Raw genomic sequence first — 16,749 nt, 5'->3', positions numbered from 1 at the left:
CTCGTTGGGCCTTGCATGGACGTCTTCTCCCGAACGTTCCTTCCGGCCGCCGCAGAGGCCGGCCTGGCCGTACAGACCCTGAGCAGGCACATGCCGGTCTTCCGGCGCTGCGTCGGCTCCGGTGACGCCACCATCCTGGTCACCCGATGCAGCCGCCCCGACCGTCCGGTCACCGGCGACTACCTGTTGCTGCTCACGCACCGCCGGTTGGTGGTGACCCAGCAGACCCGCCTGCTGCACCGGCTCCGCCTGCACCTCAACACCGAGCTGCGGGAGCTGAGCAACGTCACCTGGAGCCCGGACCCGCGACTCCAGTCGGTCGAGCTGGCCGCCACCGCGATCGACGGGATCCGCGAGCGCTTCCTCATCCACACCACCCACCCGAAGCGGGTGTGGCAGCTCGACGCGCTGCTCAACCATGCCTTCCGGACCCGCCTGCGTACGCCGCGTGAGCGGATCGTCGCCACCATCGGCGACAAGCCCGCCGCCCGGCCCAGCGTCTTCCGCCCCGCCGTCGCGCGCTGACGCCCCCGCACCACCGGCCGCGACGGCTGTTCGCGTCGCCTTTACCGAACTCGAACACGCACTGATCGCGCCGAACCCTTCGGGTCGGCAATCATGGGCCGGTGACCGTCGAACCGCCGCACCGCGGGCTCGTCCTCGTGGTCGAGGACGAGCCGGCCATCGCCGACCTGGTCCGGCTCTATCTCACGCGGGACGGGTTCGGCGTCCACCTGGAACGGGACGGCGAGGGCGGCCTGAGCGCCGCCCGCCGACTGCGACCGGTGGCCTGCGTCCTGGACATCGCGCTGCCCGGCCTGCCCGGCACCGAGATCTGCCGCAGGCTGCGCGAGGCCGGTGACTGGACCCCGGTCATCTTCCTCACGGCGCGCGACGACGAGGTGGACCGGATCGTCGGGCTTGAGTTGGGTGCCGACGACTACGTCACCAAGCCGTTCAGCCCTCGCGAGTTGGTCGCCCGGGTGCGCGCCGTGCTGCGCCGCTCGGCCGGCGGCCCGGAGGGTGCCGACCGGCCGCGTGTCGTCGGGCCGGTGACGCTCGACCCGGCCCGCCGGACGGTCACCGCGGCGGGCGTACCGGTGCAGCTCACCTCTACCGAGTTCGACCTGCTGGCCCACCTGATGGCGCGGCCCGGACGGGTCTTCACCCGGGAGGAGTTGCTCGCCGGGGTCTGGGGTTACGCCGCGCACGCCGGCACCCGCACCGTCGACGTGCACGTCGCCCAGGTGCGCGCGAAGCTCGGCCCGGCCAGCGTGATCCGGACCCACCGGGGCGTGGGGTACGCGGTCGATGCCTGAGCACCCCGGCCGGCAACAACACCCGGCGCGACCCGAGTCGCCGACCATGGCGCTGCCGGTGATCGGCGCCCGCCCGCCGGCCGCACCTTCGCGTCGGCGGTTCGGCCGTACGCTGACCGCCCGCGCGGTGCTGGTCACCTGCGCGGTGGCGCTGGTGTCGGTGCTGGTCACCGCGATCGTCGCGGTGCCGCTGGCGATCCGGGGTGCGGAGCGACGCGATCAGGAGGCGCTCGCCGCGCAGGCCCGGCTCGCCGCCGAGGTGCTGCGGACCAGGCTGGACCGGGGCCGTACCGCCGACGAGGAGCGGCTCATCCAGCAACTGCGTAACCAGGGCATCGACGCGTACCTGATCCGGCGGGGTGCCGTCGACCGGCCGGGCCTGCCGCCCCGGGTGGTGCAGCGGATCGAGCAGGGCCGCAACGTGTCGGTCCGACGCCCGGTGAACGGCCATCGCGCCCTGGTCGAGGGTCGTGCGCTGCCCGGCGGCAACGGAGTGGTGCTCTCCCGCGCCTCGGCGAACGGGCTGTGGGCCCAGGTGCTGCTCAGCCTCTGGCTGCCCCTGCTGGCCGGGCTGGCGGCCGGCGTGGTGGCCGGGCTGCTGCTGGCCCGCCGGCTGGCCCGGCCGATCCGCGTCGCGGCCACCGCCGCCGCCCGGCTGCGCGCCGGGGATCGCGCCGTCCGGGTCCCGGTCGAGCCCCCGGACGAGGTCGCCGACCTGGCCGAGGCGTTGAACGGGCTGGCCGCGGCGCTGGCCACCAGCGAGGGCCGGCAGCGGGAGTTCCTACTCTCCGTCTCGCACGAGCTGCGGACTCCGTTGACCGCGATCCGGGGGTACGCGGAGGCGCTGGCCGACGGGGTGATCGAGGCGGACGGCACCGCCGACACCGGTCGTACGGTGCTGGCCGAGGCGCAGCATCTGGACCGGCTGATCGGTGACCTGTTGGCGCTGGCCCGGTTGGAGGCCGCCGACTTCCCGCTGGAACCGGTGCCGGTGGACCTGACCCGGCTGGCCGTCGACGCCGAGCCGACCTGGTCCGGCCGCTGCGCGGCGGTGGGAGTGTCGTTCCGGGTGGAGACGCCGGGTGGGCCGGTGCCGGCGTACACCGATCCGGGGCGGATCCGGCAGGTGGTGGACGGACTGCTGGAGAACGCGCTGCGGGTCGTACCCCCGGGGGCGCCGGTGGTGCTCGCGGTCCGGCCGGCCGGCGCGGACCCGGCCGCCGGCGGCGTGCTGGAGGTCCGCGACGGCGGGCCCGGCTTCACCGACGACGACCTGGCGGTGGCGTTCGAGCGGGGTGCGCTGCACGAGCGCTACCGGGGGGTGCGCAAGGTGGGCAGCGGGCTGGGGCTGGCGCTGGCCGCCGGGCTGGTCCGCCGGTTGGGTGGGGAGATCGTCGCGGGCCACGCGCCGGAGGGCGGTGCCGCGTTCACGGTCCGGCTGCCCGGTGACCCTTACCGAACCCGAACATCGGCCTGACGCTCCGCTCGTGTGGGCCGGGCAGTCTGAGGGCTCCACGGACGAGAGGGAAAGTCATGCCACGTTGGGGATTCGCCGCCGCCACCACGTCGCTGCTCGCGGCGGTCGCGCTCGGAGTCAGCGGCTGCGGTGCGGCCGAGGTGGCCAGTCAGCCCGCCCGGGAGGCCGCCGTCGAGGTCGCCGCCGCGATGGGCGTGGAGGGCCAGGCGCTCGCCGCGATGGGCTTCGACGCCAACGACCTGGACGTGCAGACGGTCGCCGCGCCGGCGCCGAGCGGGTCCGCCGCGCCCGACGCCTCCCCCAGCGTGCAGGACAAGGCGAAGCAGAAGCGCGGCGAGGAGTTCCGCAAGCGTCGCCAGGCGCGGGTGCTGCTGCGCAAGAACACCCTGCACGGCGAGGCGGTGGTGCAGACCAAGGACGGCGGTACGCAGACCGTCGCCGTGCAGCGCGGCGAGGTGACCGCCATCGACGGCAACTCGATGACCGTCAAGTCCACCGACGGCTTCACCATGACCTGGACCTTCGGTGACGACCTGCGGGTGGTCGAGCGGCGTGCCAGCGTGCAGCCGAGTGACGTCAAGGTCGGTACGACGCTCGGCGTCGCCGGCGCGAAGGACGGCGACAAGGGCGTCGCCCGCCTGATCCTCATCCCGCGCGCAAAGTGAAAGGAAGGGCTCCTTGTTAACGCCTAGCGTTGTACAAGGGGCCCTTCCTAACATCCGATCAGTAGACGCGGGAACCGATGAAGTCGTCGTGGCCGTAGCCGACTGGGTTGGCGAAGTTCCGGGACTCGTACGACCACTGCTGCCGGGTACTGGAGGAGCAGGTGGCCAGCCGCAGCCGGGGGCTGCCGAGCCACGGATTGTCGAACGCGACGCACAGGTTGCTCGCGGCGGTCGGCTTGAGCTGGTTGCCGACGAAGGTGAACTTCTGTGCACCGGTGCCGTTGCAGTCATAGATGTTGACCGCGGTGCCGGAGGTCATGGAGCTGTTCGCGACGTCCAGGCAGCGATCGTGGGACAGCTCCGAGTGCAGCGACTGGCGGGACGCGTCGTACCAGAAGCCCTGGTTGCGCCCGCCGTGACAGGTGTACGGCTGCTGCACGGTGCCGTTGCGGGAGTCGTACCCCTTGCCGTCGACGCACGTGCCGGTGGCGACGTTGCGCAGTTGCTTGAACTCCAGCAGCCCCGGGTAGAGCACGCCGCCGCCGGTGCTGGCCGGGTCGACACAGCTGGCCTGGGCCTGCCCGGAGTTCCAGAACTGGGTGATGCACTGGGCGAACATCCCGTGCCCACGCGCGTTGGGGTGGAACGACTGGCGGGCCGCGTTCTCGTTCCAGATGCCCACCTCGATGTAGAGGCCGCGAACCGAGGTGTTGTCGGTACACACCTCGTGGCCGTGGAACAGCCGACTGGCGTCCAGGTAGCGGGTGCCGGTCTGGGCGGCCGCGGCGCGCAGCGCCGACTCGAACATCGGCACCGCCTTGTTCCGGGCGAACGCCGCGTCGGCCAGGTAGAGCAGGCAGCCGCCGGAGTACCAGCCGGGGAAGTTCGGGTTGTCCTCGACGTCCGGGCTGCCCGGGCTCGGGTAGGACATGAGCACCAACTCGTAGTCCGAGTTCAGGTAGCCGGCCTTGGTCATGGTCTGCCGGATGTCGTTGAGCGCGCCGACCACGGCCTGCCGGCTGCCGTCGGTGCGGATGGTCCACTGGTCGGTGTAGTCCGGGTAGCACTCGCCGGTGAAGAAGACCCGGCTGATCGCGCAGTCGGTGGCGACCGGGCCGAACTGGATGGTGCCCTCGCCGTTCGCTCCGACGACCACCCAGATCAGCTTGACGTGCGTGTTGCGCGCCTTGATCCCCAGGTAGTCGCCCTGGTTCAGCTCGTTGTGCTGGGTCGGGCCGCCGGCGATGAGGTTCCACGGCGTGGCGCCGGAGCAGGCCAGGTTGTATTGCGTGTCCGACGGGATTCCGGTACGGAACACCGCCTGGTCGTACGAGCGGTCGCACCAGTTGCCGTCCTGGTGGGTGCCGGGCACGTAGTTGCCGACCCCCTCACCGGAGATCTCGCTGTCGCCCACGGTGATCAGTGCGGTGCGGCGTTGCTCGATCGGGCGGATCTGTGGGGCACCGTAGAGGGCGGTCGCCTCGGCGGCCCGGATGGCCTCCAGGCTGGCGGGGAGTGGTTGGACGGCCGGCCGGTCGACGGCGTGTGCGGGGGCGGCCGGTCCGGCGAGCATCGGCAGGACGAGAGCGGCGACGGCGACGGCGACGGTGCTGGCCCGTCGTCGGGTCGCGCGTTCGGGCCTGGCAGGGATTGCAGGCATCGACGCACTCCTTTCGGCTCAATCGCGGGACGTCGATTGAGTTACCAGACGGTAACGTGCTGATCAATGGATGTGAATGCGCCTCGGATCCTTGCGCGCGGAATGCAGAACCGCCCGGATCGGGCGATCCGGGCGGTGCTGTGGGGGCGGTGGGCTCAGCGGCCGGGCGGCAACGCGTAGCCGACGTAGTCGCGGTACTCCAACCGCCAACCTGCCGGGACCAACTTTCCGCACGCGGGCTGACTGCCGGTGCAGACGATGGCGTCCACCGAGGACGGGTCGGCCGGCGGCCGCTCCGGCAGTACGGACTGCAACGACACCAGATCCGGTGAGCTGCCGTCCGGCTGCCGCAGCAGCAGCCACCACGGGTACTCCCAGTTGTCGTTCTGCTCCACCAGCCCGATCCGGCGGGCACCGCTGTCACGGACCGCCGTGGCGGCCCACTGGAACTCGTCGGCCCACTGCGGGCGACGCAGGAACCGGGTGTCCCACTCCGAGGTGGTGAAGACCGAGCCGCCGCCGACCAGCCGGCGCGGGAAGCCGTACGACAGCGCGAGCACCCCGGCCAGTGCCGAGGTGGCCAGCACGGTGACCGCCGCGACGGTGGCCACCGACCGTCGCGCCCGACCGGTCGCCGCCCCCGGCGTGCCGGCCGCACTGGTGGCTCGGTGGCGGAAGAGCGTGTCCAACCAGAGCCCGGCCAGAGGTACGGCGAGCACCAGGGCGTAGAGCAGCAGCCGGTTGCCCCACGGCTGCCACTTGAGCATCGAGGTGTGCAGCAGGACGGTGGCCAGCACCACCACCGCGTACGCGCGCAGCGGCCCGGCCTGCCCCGGATCGACGCGACGCGGACGGCACAACGCGACCACCGCGCCGATCAGCGCCAGTGCCCCGGCCAGCGGGAACGCCACCCGGTCCTCGTCCGGGTACCAGGCCGGCACCGGGAAGACCTCCCGCCCGAAGGTGATCGCCCGATCCTGCGGGTCGACCCCGATCGCGTCCGCCCCGCCGATGATCGCCTCGGCGCCGGCCCGGCGCAGCGGTGCCAGCGGCGTGTCGAAGGCGGTGTGCCCGATCCGCAGCGCGTTGATCAGGATCGACGGCGGATCGTGCCGTTCCATCGGGATCGACTCACGCAGCCGCGGCGGCCCCAGCGGGTGCCCGAACTCGGCGGTCACCCGGGCTAGGAACGGGCCGACCACCAGGGTCGCGACCAGCAGGATCAGCACCGAGCCGCCGACCACGCGGACCACCCCGCCGGCCGTGGACGTGCCGGCTGCCGTGGACGTGCCGGTTGAAGACGAGCTGCCGGTTGAAGACGACCTGGCGGCCAGCGTCAGTCGGAGCTGCGCCAACCCCCAGAGCACCAGCAGCGGGCCGACGGCGATCAGGCCGCTGGTCTTGGTCACGGCGGTCAACCCGGTGGCTGCCCCCAGCCCGAGCAGGGTGCCCCAGCCGGTCCGCCGGCGCAGACCGTCCAGCACCAGGGTCGCCACGCAGGCCACCCACGCGGCGCACACCAGGTCGGTCTGCGTGCTCGTCGCCTGTAGCACCACCATCGGCGTGCTGGCCAGTACGAACGCGGTGAGCAGTTGGGCCCGACGGCCACCGCCGAGTTGTGCGGTGATCCGGGCGGCCACCAACAGGCAGCCCACCCCGGCCGCCCACTGCACGAGGTTGTGCAGGCGGTCCCCGCCGGTGAGCAGGCGCAGGTGCAGCAGCAGGTACTCGGCACCGGGCGGGATGGTCACCTGCCGGTGGATGGCGGTGGCCCAGAAGTCCAGGTCGCCCTGGGCCACCCAGTGCTCGACCTTGGGCAGGTGGTAGGTCTGTGAGTCGAAGTTGTTCGGCTCGGCGAGCAGGGCGACCAGCAGCTCCAGCAGGACCAGCCCGCCGATCGTGCCGGCGAGCAGCCGCTCGCCCCGACCTGCCGTACGCCAGGAATCGGCCGCCCTGGCGAGCAGGCCGGCGCGTACCCGATTGGCCGGCGCGGGCGCGGGCCCTGCTTCGCCGCCGTCGACGACCGGGACGGGCGTGTCCGGGCCGACCCCGGCGGGCACGGCGGCGCCGACCGGCACCGGCCGGGGCGCTGCGGCGGGAGGCCGCTCGCGGCGGGCCTCCCGACGCCGGCGGAGCCCGGCGGTCGTCCCGGCGGCGGCCAGGAAGAGCAGCCAGGCGGCGACGAACGCCGGCCGGGTCAGCGCGTGCAGCGCGCCGAGCAGTTCGACGACGAGCACCGCGTACGCCCCGGTGAGCAGGGCGGCGCGCACCACGGCGAGCCGCAGCGGTGCCACCGCGCCGACCTCGCTCGGCCTCGTCGCGACGATGAGCAGGAGCACCGCGGCGGCGGGCACCGCCGCGAGCAGGAAGCCGGCAGCCGACATGGGCGGAAGTAAACACCATCCGGTCGAGCCGCCACGCCGACGGCCCGACGATGGCGGCAGGCGTTCGGCTGACCAGCCACGCTAGGCTATGCCCGACGTATTGTCGCCACCGTGGAGATTCCCGTGAAGCTCTCGATCCTCATGCCGGTCTACAACGAGGAAGAACGCATCGCGGATGCCCTCAAGCAGGCATTGGCGGTGGACTACCCGTGCGAGATCGAGCTGGTAGTGGTCGACGACGGCAGTCGGGACGGCACCGGTGAGATCCTCGGTCGCGCCGACGACGCGCGTCTGCGGGTCATCACCCATCAGCGCAACTCCGGCAAGGGCGCGGCCATCAAGACGGCCGTGGACAGCGCCGAGGGCGACTACATGGTCATCCTCGACGCCGACCTGGAGTACGACCCGCAGGACATCCCCAAGCTGCTCGACCCGGTGCTCGACGGGCGGGCCACGGTGGTCTACGGCAATCGCACCTTCGGCAGCCACAGCGCCTACAGCTTCTGGTACGTGATGGGCAACAAGGGCGTCACGACGGCGGCGAACGTGCTGTTCAACTCCTACATCGGCGACCTGGAGACCTGCTTCAAGCTGATGCCGGTGGCGCTCTACCGTTCGCTCGCGGTGCGCTCCCGTGGCTTCGGCATGGAGGCCGAGGTCACCGGCAAGCTGCTGCGCCGCAAGATCCGGCCCTACGAGGTGCCGATCAGCTACCGGGCACGCGGCCGCGAAGAGGGCAAGAAGATCACCTGGAAGGACGGCGTCGAGGCGATCTGGATCCTCGGCCGGGAACGCGCCCGCCGCCGCCCCACCGCGCCGACCCGCTGACCGCCCAACGGCCGGCGCGGCCACGTTGGTGGTTCCCCTCGTCATGCGGATAGCCTGTAACTTGAAGTCAACTTGAACTCAAGGAATCGGGCGATGCAGGATCTTCTGACCATCGGCGAGCTGTCCGTCCGCTCCGGCGTGGCACCGTCGGCGCTGCGCTACTACGAGCGGCTCGGCCTGATCCGCGCCGACCGGACCGGCGGCAACCAGCGTCGGTACGCCCGCGCCGAGCTGCGACGGGTGGCGTTCATCCGGATCTCCCAGCAGGTCGGTGTCTCGCTGGAGGAGATCCGCGAGGCGCTGGACTCGCTGCCCGAGGCCCGTACGCCCAGCCCGCAGGACTGGGCGCGACTCTCCGCCAGTTGGCGGAGCCGGCTGGACGAGAAGATCCGGCTGCTCGGCAAGCTCCGCGACGACCTGGACAGCTGTATCGGCTGCGGCTGCCTGTCCCTGCAACGCTGCACGCTCAACAACCCGGGGGACGCCCTGGCCGGCGAGGGCCCGGGCGCCCGCCTCATGCTGCCCCGCCCGGAGGCGGCGTCACCCGTTGGTGAGTAGCACCTTGCCGAGGTGATCGTTCGACTCGACCAGCCGGTGCGCCTGGGCCGCCTCGGTGAACGGCAGACGCCGGTCCACCACCGGCCGGACCGTGCCGGCCTCGACCAGCGGCCACACCTCATCCCGTACGCCCCGGACGATCTCCGCCTTCTCGGCGAGCGGCCGCGAACGCAGCGTGGTCGCCGCGACGCTGGCCCGCTTGGTCAGCAGCGCGCCGAGGTTCAGCTCGGCCTTGGTACCGCCCTGCATCCCGATCACCACGAGCCGACCGCCGGTGGCCAGCGCGGCGATGTTCCGGCTCAGGTAGGCCGCACCCATGATGTCGAGGATGACATCCGCCCCCCGGCCGTCGGTGACCCGCCGGACCTCCTCGACGAAGTCCTGCTCCCGGTAGTCGATCGCCTGAGCCGCGCCCAGCTCACGCAACCGGGGATGCTTGGTGGCCCGCGCGGTGGTCAGGACCGTGGCACCGAGCGCCACCCCGAACTGGATGGCGAACGTACCGATCCCGCTGCCCCCGCCGTGCACCAGCAGCGTGTCACCCGGAGCGAGCCGGCCGACCCCGACCACGTTCGACCAGACCGTGCAGGCCACCTCGGGCAGCGCCGCGGCGTCGACCAGGTCGACGCCCGCCGGCACCGGCAGCAGCTGCCCGGCGGGCACCGCGACGCGCTCGGCGTACCCGCCGCCGGCCAGCAGCGCGCAGACCTCGGCACCGACTGACCACCCGGTCACCTCCGGGCCGATCGCGCTGATCACCCCGGAGCATTCCAAGCCGGGGTACGCCGGGGCACCCGGCGGCGGCGGATAGTGACCCTGCCGCTGTAGCAGGTCGGCGCGGTTGACCCCGCTGGCCCGCACGTCGACGATCACCTCACCCGGGCCGGGCTCGGGATCGGGGACCTCGGCCCAGACCAGCGCGTCGGGTCCACCGGGCTGCGGAACGGTGATGGCTCGCATGGGCTCAGTCTTACCCGATACCGCTCCGGGCCGCAGGCGCACCCGGTCGGGCATGACGACCACTGTGGACGTGGCGCGGGTCGCGGACCGGCGCTGATTCGGCTGGCCGGGGAGGGACGCCGAAGCGCCCGCCGGGCGGTCGTGGCAGACTAAGCACGGCCGTACGCCCCCGGGTGGCGGCTCGGGAGGGTTCGCCTAGTGGCCGATGGCGCTGGTCTTGAAAACCGGTAAGGCAGCGATGTCTTCGTGGGTTCGAATCCCACACCCTCCGCTCAGTGAATCCACCTCATGCCGTCCTGGCGCAGTCCGCTTGCTGGGCATCGACGGCTGTGTTCTCGCGGCGTACGGTCGGGGTACGCGATGTACCCACTGGGACGAGGTGCCCCCATGGTCGACCAGCAGCAGCCCACTCCCGGCGAGCGCATTGAGCGGCTTCGTCGAGCCGCTGGCCTTTCCCGCGAGCAGCTCGCCGGCCTTGCCGGCTTGTCGCCGACCACCGTCAAGTTCGTGGAGAACGGTCGGCGGAGCCTGACCTTGCGAGTTGCTCAGCAGATCGCTCCGCACCTCGGCGTGCGCGATCTCGGTGATCTGTACGGCCCGCAGGTGACCCTGTCTCTGGACGGACGGCCCAGTCACCCTGCCATCGGCGACGTCCGGCGTGCGTTGACCGCTTGGCACATCACGGTCTCCGGTGAACCGGAGTCCCCTGACTACCTGCGCGGCGCGGTCGACTCAGCCTGGCAAACCTGGCATACCTCCCGACACCAGCGCACCGAGGTCGGCATCCTGCTGCCCGGCCTGCTCGACGCGACCCAGCGAGCCGCCCGCCTACACACGGGCGGGGACCGGCGAACAAGCCTGGCGCTGCTCGCTCAGGCGTACCACCTGGCGCAGGCATACCTTGCCTGGCACGGCGAGCGTGAGCTGTGTTGGCTCACTGTCGACCGCGGCATGGCTGCGGCTCTGGACGCCGACGACCCTCTCGCCATCGCCCAGTCCACCTGGTACGCGGCACATCTGTTGCGCGCCGCTGGTCGTGGTGCTGAGGCGTTGGAGCGTTTGCGGGAGGCTCGTGGGCTGATCGAACCCCGCGTCGCGGACGGTGGCACCGAGTGGGCGGAGATGTTGGCTGACCTCCACCTGTGCACCGCGTTAACTCGGGCTCGCACCGGCGACCAGGGCGCGTGGTCCGACTGGGATGCCGCTCGCCAGGTTGTTGACCGAGCTCTACCAGCGGATTTCGTCGGGCTTCGTACTCGAGTCTCGCGCCCGCTGGTCGACGTGTACGCGGTCATGTGTGCCGTTGACCTGGGTGACCCTGACGAGGCGCAGCGACGTGCGCACTCGCTCGATCCGGCAACGATCCCGTCGACCGAGCGGCGCGGCCGACACTATGTTGAGCTTGCCCGCTCCGCAGATCTGGAGGGAGCGCGCGAAGCGACGCTGCACCTGCTGAGCCTCGCGGAGGCCGTGTCCCCGGAGACGGTTCGATACTCGCCGGCTGCCCAGGATCTGGCCGAGCGGCTGGCCCGGGAGGCACCGGCAGCGATCCGAGCCGAGGCGGCAGAGTTGGCGGGCCGAATCGCGGTTCCGGAGCTCTAGGGGTACGCCCTGTCGCTGGGTACATCACGTACCCAATTCCCATCCTCCCCCTGCATAGCGTGTTGACGCCGTCGCACTGGGGTGGTGGGCCGCCACAACGACGGTGCCCCAATGCATTCAGGGCTCCGAGGCGGAGGACGTATCGATGATCTGGCCGTTCAGCCGGCTTCACCGGCAACCCAAGAAACTGGGTCGGTCCGGTGATAGGTGAGGTGCCAACCACCGTCGAGGCCGCTATGCGAGCACGGTCGGCGCGAGGCGAGCGAGCGGTCGCCGCCTTGGAAAGCCGCCTCGCCGACCTCCACGTACCGCAGCGGCCGGAGTGGACCTGCCGAAGCTGCGAGCAGGACACACCATGGCCCTGCGCTCCGGCACGGGTACGGCTTGCCGAGGCGTACGGCAGGGATCGGGTCGGCCTGTCCATGTACCTCGGAAGTCTGCTCGTGGTGGTGATCGCCGAGCTGCCCGCCATCGCGCCGGACGAGCTGTTCGAACGCTTCGTCAGTTGGACGAGATGAGCAGTGACAGTCCCGCGATGACAAGACACGTCCAGTGTTACGGGTCCTCGCGCTGGCCCTGCTGGCTTTCCCGGATCGTCTGCTCGGCCAGTCGCTCGACCGCGCGTCGGCGTTCCTCGGCGAGGGCCCGCTCGTCCGGGCGTCGGAGCGCGGTGAGGACGGCTGTCGCGAAATCCCGCCAGATCCCAGCCACGATGTCCCCCTGCGACCGTTGCCCGACTTCCACGGTAGCTCCGCAAATCCGCAGCCGGTCGAGGTGTGCTTCGGGTCGTCGGCGGGGCTGCGGAGGGGTAAGAAGGTGCAGGAATCTCCGCACACCGGAAGGACGCGTCACCAATGACTCTGGAACGACCGATCGCCCCGGACCCGTACGAAGTGCTGCCGACGGTGCCTTCGTTCACCCTGACCAGTGACGACGTGCAGAACGGCGAGCCGTTGGACGCCCGGCACGCGCACGGCAGCACCGGAGGCGACAACGTCTCCCCGCAGCTGAGCTGGTCGGACTTCCCCGCCGAGACCAAGAGCTTCACGGTGACCTGCTACGACCCGGATGCGCCGACCGGAAGCGGCTTCTGGCACTGGGTGCTGGTCAACCTGCCGGCTGACGTCACCCAGTTGCCCACCGGCGCGGGTGGCGCGGCGGGCACCGAGCTGGGCGGAGCGTTCTCGGTCCGCAACGACTACGGCGAGCAGGGGTACGGCGGGGCAGCCCCGCCGGCCGGTGACCGACCGCACCGGTACGTCTTCGCGGTGCACGCCCTGGACGTGGACCGTCTTGACCTGACCCCGGAGGCCACCCCGGCCTACGTCGGCTTCAACCTGACGTTCCACACCCTGGCGAGAGCGGTGATCCGCCCCACGTACCAGATCAAGGACTGACCCCGCGCCCGGCGATCTTGCACATGTTGTCGGCAGTAGGGGCAGCAGGTGCAAGATCGCGCGGGGCGGCGGCTCAGGCGGGGACGCGGGCCACGGCGAAGACGGACTGGCCGAACGGGGGGAGGAGGACCTGCTCGGCGGCCTTGGTGGCGGGGAGCACGAGGGTGTCGTACACCTTGACCATCGGGCCCTCCTTCGGCATCAGCCGGAAGACCTTGGTGGCCATGAAGTAGCCGAGCAACCCCAGCGCGTTCGCGTAGTGGATCTTTTCCACGGTCAGGCCCGCCTCGGTCATCGCCGCACCGAGCGTCTTCTTCGTGTAGCGGCGTACGTGCCCGGTGGCGATGTCGGCGGGGCTCATGGCGAACTGGAACGCCGGCACGATGATGATCACGGCGCCGCCGGGCCGGACCAGGTCGCGCATGCTGCGCAGCGCGCCCACGTGGTCCTCGATGTGCTCCAACACGTTGTACGAGACCGCCGCGCTGTAGTCGCCCCGATCGTTGTGCGGCAGCAGCATCTGTCGGACATCGATGCTCGGCTGCGCGGCGAGGCGCTCCTTGAGCTGCACCAGCCGGTCCGGATCGGCCTCGGTGGCGGTGAACCGGGGCAGTAGCTGCGACCATTCCAGCGCGTAGTCACCGAGACCGCTGCCGATCTCGATCGGATCGTCACCGAGGTGGGGCACTGCCAGTTCGACGAACCAGCGACGGTGGTTGACAGCGGTCGCCAGGCCCTCCAGCACCTCGGACTGGACGCGCTGGTCCCCAGTGATTTCTGCCATGCGTCGATTCCTCACAGATGAACTCGACCCGTGCCTGGACCGACAGAGTGAATCATCCGCTCGGATGGCAGAAGAATCGGGGCAGCGGGGTGGCCGAATTGCGGTCGGGGGGGTGGGCACGTGATCGGCGGTCGGCGAACCCGGCACATGGTACGGCAGTACCCCGAAACATGTCACGGCAGCGCCATGCGCTGACTACCCTCAGAATTGTCATGACTACTCCCGAACCGGACGCGCCCAGCGATGGCCCGGCCGCCGCGTCGTCGGTACGGGGGGTCGATGACCGTGCCCGGACGGCGCGCAGCGGGAAGTGGGCCGACCTGGCCGCCGTGCTGAGCTTCGTGGTGCTCGGCTTCTGGGTCACCGGGCGGCTGTGGCTGGAGCCCGGCAGTGGGGTGCGTGACAACCGTTCCGATCAGTCACAGTTCGAATGGATGATGGCGCACGGTGCACGCGTCGTCACGCAATTCGCGTACCCATTCCATTCGGACCAGATGAACGTCCCGGACGGCGTCAACCTGATGGCGAACACGTCCGTATTATCCATTTCATTGCCAATGACGCCGGTCACCGTGCTGCTCGGACCACGTGCGGCATTCCTGCTCTTTCTCACCGCTGGAATGATCGCCACGGCCGCTGCCTGGTACTTCGTGCTCTCCCGCGTCCTGATCGGCACTCGCGGGCCGGCGTGGCTGGGGGCCGGATTCTGCGCGTTCGCACCGGCCATGGTGTCGCACGCCAATGGCCACCCGAACATCGTGTCGCAGTTCGTGGTGCCGCTGATCATCTGGCGGACGCTGCGGCTCGGCGAGCCGGGGCGCTGGCTCCGCAACGGGGTGCTCCTCGCGATCATGATCGTCTGGCAGGCGTTCCTCAACCTGGAGATCCTGCTGATGACCGCGATCGGGCTCGGGGTGATCGTCGGCGCGCTCGCCCTCGGCCGGCCGGACCTGCGCGCGCGGGCCCGGCCCTTCCTCGCCGGGCTGGCCGTCGCCGCCGGGGTCGCCGGGCTGCTGCTGGCGTACCCGCTGTACGTGCAGTTCTTCGGGCCGGGCGCGTACGCCGGGCTGTCCCGCCTGATCCGTGGCTACTCCAGCGACCTCGCGTCGTTCGTCGCGTACTCCCGGGAGTCGCTCGCCGGCAGCCCGCGCACCGCGGCGAACCTGGCCAAGAACCCGACCGAGGAGAACAGCTTCTTCGGCTGGGCGCTGCTCGTGCTGGTGGTCGCCCTCATCTGGTGGCTGCGCCGTTCGGTGGTGGTGCTCGCGCTGGCCGCCCTCGGGCTGTTCTTCGCGGTGCTCTCGTTAGGCCGGGAGATCCGTTTCGCGGGTCGGGGCACCGGCGTGCCAGGACCCTGGGCGCTGCTGGAGAATCTGCCGATCCTGCACTCGGTGGTGCCGACCCGCTGGGCGTTGGCGATCACCCCGATCATCGGGGTGCTGCTCGCGTACGGAGCCGAACGGGCTCGGGAGTTGGCACACTCGCAGCCGGCGGCCCGCCGGCAGATCCGTTTCGCCACCGCCACCGTGCTCACGATGGCACTGCTGCCGATCCTGCCGACCCCGCTACCCGTGGTCCGCCTCGATCCGGTCCCCACCTTCGTGACCAGTGGGGCCTGGCGTCCCTATGTGACGGGCGGTCGCAGTGTGGTGACCCTGCCGCTGCCGGACACCAACTACGCCGACCCGCTGCGCTGGTCCGCGGAGACCCGGTTGGACATGCCGCTGGCCCGTGGGTACTTCCTCGGCCCGGACACCCGGGGCAACGCGCAGGAGCCACGGATCGCGCTGTTCGGCGCACCACCCCGCCCCACCAGCAGCTTCTTCGGCACCATCCGGCGTACCGGCGCGGTGCCCCCGATCACGCCGCAGAGCCGGGTGAAGGCGGTCGACGATCTGCGCTTCTGGCGGGCCGGCGTGGTCATCCTCGGCCCACACGAGTACGAGGCGGCGTTGCGCCGGGGAATGACCGAGCTGACCGGGATCCAGCCGGTCTTCACCGGCGGGGTGTGGGTGTGGGACGTCCGGCCGTTGACCGACTGAGCTGAGGGTCAGGCCTGGCGGACGCAGCAGCCCTGGCAGACCTTCGGGCTGGGCAGGGTGAAGGCGAGGCAGCAGGTGCGCCGCTGCACGCTCGGCTCACCGGTCGGCCCCGGCACCAACTCGACCAGATCCGCCAGGTCGAGCGCGCCGAGCAGGGTGTCGATGGTCTGCACGGTCGAGCCGGGCAGGCCATCCGCAGCCCGCAGGATGCCGTGCGCGATGCCCGAGGCGACCGAGCCGAGCAGCGTCCGGGTGCCCACGCGGACCTCCGCCTGGATCGCCGCGATGAGCGGTGCCAGGTGGGCGTCGAGCAGCGAGGCCCGCAGCACGGCGAGCAACTCCGCCTCGCCGGCGACGACCCGGACCTGAGGGTGGTCGGAGAGCGCCAGCGGGTCGCTCGGCAGCACCGCCACGGTGGTGCTGCGGCGCAGGCCCAGAGTGATCAGCGGCCGGTGGTCCTCGAAGTGGATCAACACGTCGGACGGGTCGAGCAGCGGCACCCGTCGAGCCGAGGCCCAGCCGAGCACGACCGGCAGCGCCGTCCAGTAGCTGTACGACTTCCAGGCCAGGGCGGCGCAGGCGTGCGGCGTGCCGCCCCAGCGCAGGCTGGCCGCGCGCAGCAGCTCCGGCAGCCGACTGCCATCGATCAGGGTGGTCGCGGGCGCCCAGCCGAACTCGTCGTCGACCAGCAGGCCCCGGGCGAGCCCGGGGAGGTCGTCGGTGCCGAACATGGCCCGCAGCGCCGCGGTGACGGGGGCGAGCGGCGCGGCGGTCACGGCCCGCCTCGGCATCACCGCAGTCACCTGGGTTGCCTCCCCGTCCCTCGGACCGGGGGCGTCCCCCGGCGGACGGCCACCGCCATCCTGAGCTAAGGCTAGCCTAACCACATCCGCAAGTCTAAGGAAAGCCTGGCCTTTGTCGGATTGCGGTCCAGGTCACGGCGGCCGTCGGGTGGGCGGCGGCAACCCGCTTCGGCCTCATACCCCGCCCCGACCCCGGGAAACGCCGGCACAGCATCGACGGTCATCGGTGGATTGTCAACCGGTGTGTCGGCAAGGTGGCAGATGCGTGTG

General features: G+C 71.2%; 15 protein-coding genes and 1 tRNA gene. 10 read left to right on the top strand and 6 right to left on the bottom strand.

The genetic code is table 11. From position 1 onward, the window contains the following. Positions 1-15 precede the first annotated feature (15 nt). The 4 genes from ACFQGL_RS26570 (at position 16) to ACFQGL_RS26555 (ending at position 3,461) form a co-directional block, all read left to right on the top strand. The gene (locus ACFQGL_RS26570) at positions 16-525 is read left to right on the top strand and encodes a hypothetical protein (protein ID WP_377515195.1); all 510 of its coding nucleotides are present in this window, start codon (positions 16-18) and stop codon (positions 523-525) included. A 101-nt stretch (positions 526-626) separates the two neighbouring features. Continuing rightward, positions 627-1,319 carry a response regulator transcription factor gene (locus ACFQGL_RS26565; RefSeq protein WP_377515194.1) on the top strand — a complete coding sequence of 231 codons (693 nt, stop codon included), beginning with the start codon at positions 627-629 and terminating at the stop codon, positions 1,317-1,319. A 46-nt stretch (positions 1,320-1,365) separates the two neighbouring features. Beyond that, positions 1,366-2,796: a sensor histidine kinase gene (locus tag ACFQGL_RS26560; RefSeq protein ID WP_377515221.1), complete on the top strand. Its 1,431-nt coding sequence runs from the start codon at positions 1,366-1,368 to the stop codon at positions 2,794-2,796. 56 nt (positions 2,797-2,852) lie between these two features. Continuing rightward, the gene (locus ACFQGL_RS26555; protein WP_377515193.1) at positions 2,853-3,461 is read left to right on the top strand and encodes a hypothetical protein; all 609 of its coding nucleotides are present in this window, start codon (positions 2,853-2,855) and stop codon (positions 3,459-3,461) included. Positions 3,462-3,519: 58 nt separating this feature from the next. Here ACFQGL_RS26555 and ACFQGL_RS26550 read toward each other — a convergent pair whose 3' ends face one another. After that, the gene (locus ACFQGL_RS26550; RefSeq protein ID WP_377515192.1) at positions 3,520-5,121 is read right to left on the bottom strand and encodes a ricin-type beta-trefoil lectin domain protein; all 1,602 of its coding nucleotides are present in this window, start codon (positions 5,119-5,121) and stop codon (positions 3,520-3,522) included. Between the two features lie 155 nt (positions 5,122-5,276). After that, positions 5,277-7,505 carry a hypothetical protein gene (locus ACFQGL_RS26545; protein ID WP_377515191.1) on the bottom strand — a complete coding sequence of 743 codons (2,229 nt, stop codon included), beginning with the start codon at positions 7,503-7,505 and terminating at the stop codon, positions 5,277-5,279. Positions 7,506-7,628: 123 nt separating this feature from the next. Between ACFQGL_RS26545 and ACFQGL_RS26540 the strand changes: the two genes are divergently transcribed. After that, positions 7,629-8,333: a glycosyltransferase family 2 protein gene (locus tag ACFQGL_RS26540; protein WP_377515219.1), complete on the top strand. Its 705-nt coding sequence runs from the start codon at positions 7,629-7,631 to the stop codon at positions 8,331-8,333. A 93-nt stretch (positions 8,334-8,426) separates the two neighbouring features. Further along, positions 8,427-8,891, top strand: a complete 465-nt coding sequence (soxR, locus tag ACFQGL_RS26535) for a redox-sensitive transcriptional activator SoxR (protein ID WP_377515189.1) — start codon at positions 8,427-8,429, stop codon at positions 8,889-8,891. On the opposite strand, the gene ACFQGL_RS26530 is transcribed toward soxR, so the two are convergent. Further along, the gene (locus ACFQGL_RS26530) at positions 8,874-9,851 is read right to left on the bottom strand and encodes an NAD(P)H-quinone oxidoreductase (RefSeq protein WP_377515188.1); all 978 of its coding nucleotides are present in this window, start codon (positions 9,849-9,851) and stop codon (positions 8,874-8,876) included. The two genes, soxR and ACFQGL_RS26530, sit on opposite strands and share 18 nt — an antisense overlap. A gap of 184 nt (positions 9,852-10,035) precedes the next feature. On the opposite strand from ACFQGL_RS26530, the gene ACFQGL_RS26525 reads away from it, so the two are divergent. Both ACFQGL_RS26525 and ACFQGL_RS26520 read left to right on the top strand, forming a co-directional pair. Beyond that, a tRNA-Ser gene (locus tag ACFQGL_RS26525) sits at positions 10,036-10,122 on the top strand. A gap of 116 nt (positions 10,123-10,238) precedes the next feature. Further along, entirely contained in the window at positions 10,239-11,453 is a 1,215-nt protein-coding gene (locus tag ACFQGL_RS26520; protein ID WP_377515186.1) for a helix-turn-helix transcriptional regulator, read from the top strand. Positions 11,454-12,008: 555 nt separating this feature from the next. On the opposite strand, the gene ACFQGL_RS26515 is transcribed toward ACFQGL_RS26520, so the two are convergent. Continuing rightward, positions 12,009-12,164 (bottom strand): hypothetical protein, encoded by a 156-nt coding sequence (locus ACFQGL_RS26515; protein WP_377515185.1) that lies wholly within the window; start codon positions 12,162-12,164, stop codon positions 12,009-12,011. A gap of 143 nt (positions 12,165-12,307) precedes the next feature. On the opposite strand from ACFQGL_RS26515, the gene ACFQGL_RS26510 reads away from it, so the two are divergent. Beyond that, entirely contained in the window at positions 12,308-12,850 is a 543-nt protein-coding gene (locus ACFQGL_RS26510) for a YbhB/YbcL family Raf kinase inhibitor-like protein (protein WP_377515184.1), read from the top strand. A gap of 73 nt (positions 12,851-12,923) precedes the next feature. Here the strand turns inward: ACFQGL_RS26510 and ACFQGL_RS26505 are convergent, their stop codons facing one another. Continuing rightward, positions 12,924-13,634 (bottom strand): class I SAM-dependent methyltransferase, encoded by a 711-nt coding sequence (locus ACFQGL_RS26505; protein WP_377515183.1) that lies wholly within the window; start codon positions 13,632-13,634, stop codon positions 12,924-12,926. Between the two features lie 212 nt (positions 13,635-13,846). Here ACFQGL_RS26505 and ACFQGL_RS26500 point away from each other — a divergent pair, with 212 nt between their 5' ends. Further along, positions 13,847-15,676 carry a DUF6311 domain-containing protein gene (locus ACFQGL_RS26500; RefSeq protein WP_377515182.1) on the top strand — a complete coding sequence of 610 codons (1,830 nt, stop codon included), beginning with the start codon at positions 13,847-13,849 and terminating at the stop codon, positions 15,674-15,676. 8 nt (positions 15,677-15,684) lie between these two features. Here ACFQGL_RS26500 and ACFQGL_RS26495 read toward each other — a convergent pair whose 3' ends face one another. Continuing rightward, a complete protein-coding gene (locus ACFQGL_RS26495) occupies positions 15,685-16,467 on the bottom strand; it encodes an IucA/IucC family C-terminal-domain containing protein (protein ID WP_377515218.1) in 783 nt (260 codons plus the stop codon). Positions 16,468-16,749: the final 282 nt, after the last annotated feature.

Origin of the sequence: Micromonospora vulcania, from assembly GCF_042658605.1 — a bacterium.
In the GTDB taxonomy this organism is placed as follows: Bacteria; Actinomycetota; Actinomycetes; order Mycobacteriales; family Micromonosporaceae; genus Micromonospora; species Micromonospora vulcania.
The sequence above is the reverse complement of the archived record's forward strand: the minus strand, read 5'-3'. Positions and strand labels throughout refer to the sequence as shown.

Excerpts from the sequence above, each read along its gene's own strand:
- ACFQGL_RS26570 (WP_377515195.1), top strand. The coding sequence starts at position 16 with ATGGACGTCTTCTCCCGAACGTTCCTTCCGGCCGCCGCAGAGGCCGGC.
- ACFQGL_RS26560 (WP_377515221.1), top strand. The coding sequence starts at position 1,366 with ATGGCGCTGCCGGTGATCGGCGCCCGCCCGCCGGCCGCACCTTCGCGT.
- ACFQGL_RS26555 (WP_377515193.1), top strand. The coding sequence starts at position 2,853 with ATGCCACGTTGGGGATTCGCCGCCGCCACCACGTCGCTGCTCGCGGCG.
- ACFQGL_RS26550 (WP_377515192.1), bottom strand. The coding sequence starts at position 5,121 with ATGCCTGCAATCCCTGCCAGGCCCGAACGCGCGACCCGACGACGGGCC.
- ACFQGL_RS26545 (WP_377515191.1), bottom strand. The coding sequence starts at position 7,505 with ATGTCGGCTGCCGGCTTCCTGCTCGCGGCGGTGCCCGCCGCCGCGGTG.
- soxR (WP_377515189.1), top strand. The coding sequence starts at position 8,427 with ATGCAGGATCTTCTGACCATCGGCGAGCTGTCCGTCCGCTCCGGCGTG.
- ACFQGL_RS26530 (WP_377515188.1), bottom strand. The coding sequence starts at position 9,851 with ATGCGAGCCATCACCGTTCCGCAGCCCGGTGGACCCGACGCGCTGGTC.
- ACFQGL_RS26520 (WP_377515186.1), top strand. The coding sequence starts at position 10,239 with ATGGTCGACCAGCAGCAGCCCACTCCCGGCGAGCGCATTGAGCGGCTT.
- ACFQGL_RS26510 (WP_377515184.1), top strand. The coding sequence starts at position 12,308 with ATGACTCTGGAACGACCGATCGCCCCGGACCCGTACGAAGTGCTGCCG.
- ACFQGL_RS26505 (WP_377515183.1), bottom strand. The coding sequence starts at position 13,634 with ATGGCAGAAATCACTGGGGACCAGCGCGTCCAGTCCGAGGTGCTGGAG.
- ACFQGL_RS26500 (WP_377515182.1), top strand. The coding sequence starts at position 13,847 with ATGACTACTCCCGAACCGGACGCGCCCAGCGATGGCCCGGCCGCCGCG.
- ACFQGL_RS26495 (WP_377515218.1), bottom strand. The coding sequence starts at position 16,467 with ATGCCGAGGCGGGCCGTGACCGCCGCGCCGCTCGCCCCCGTCACCGCG.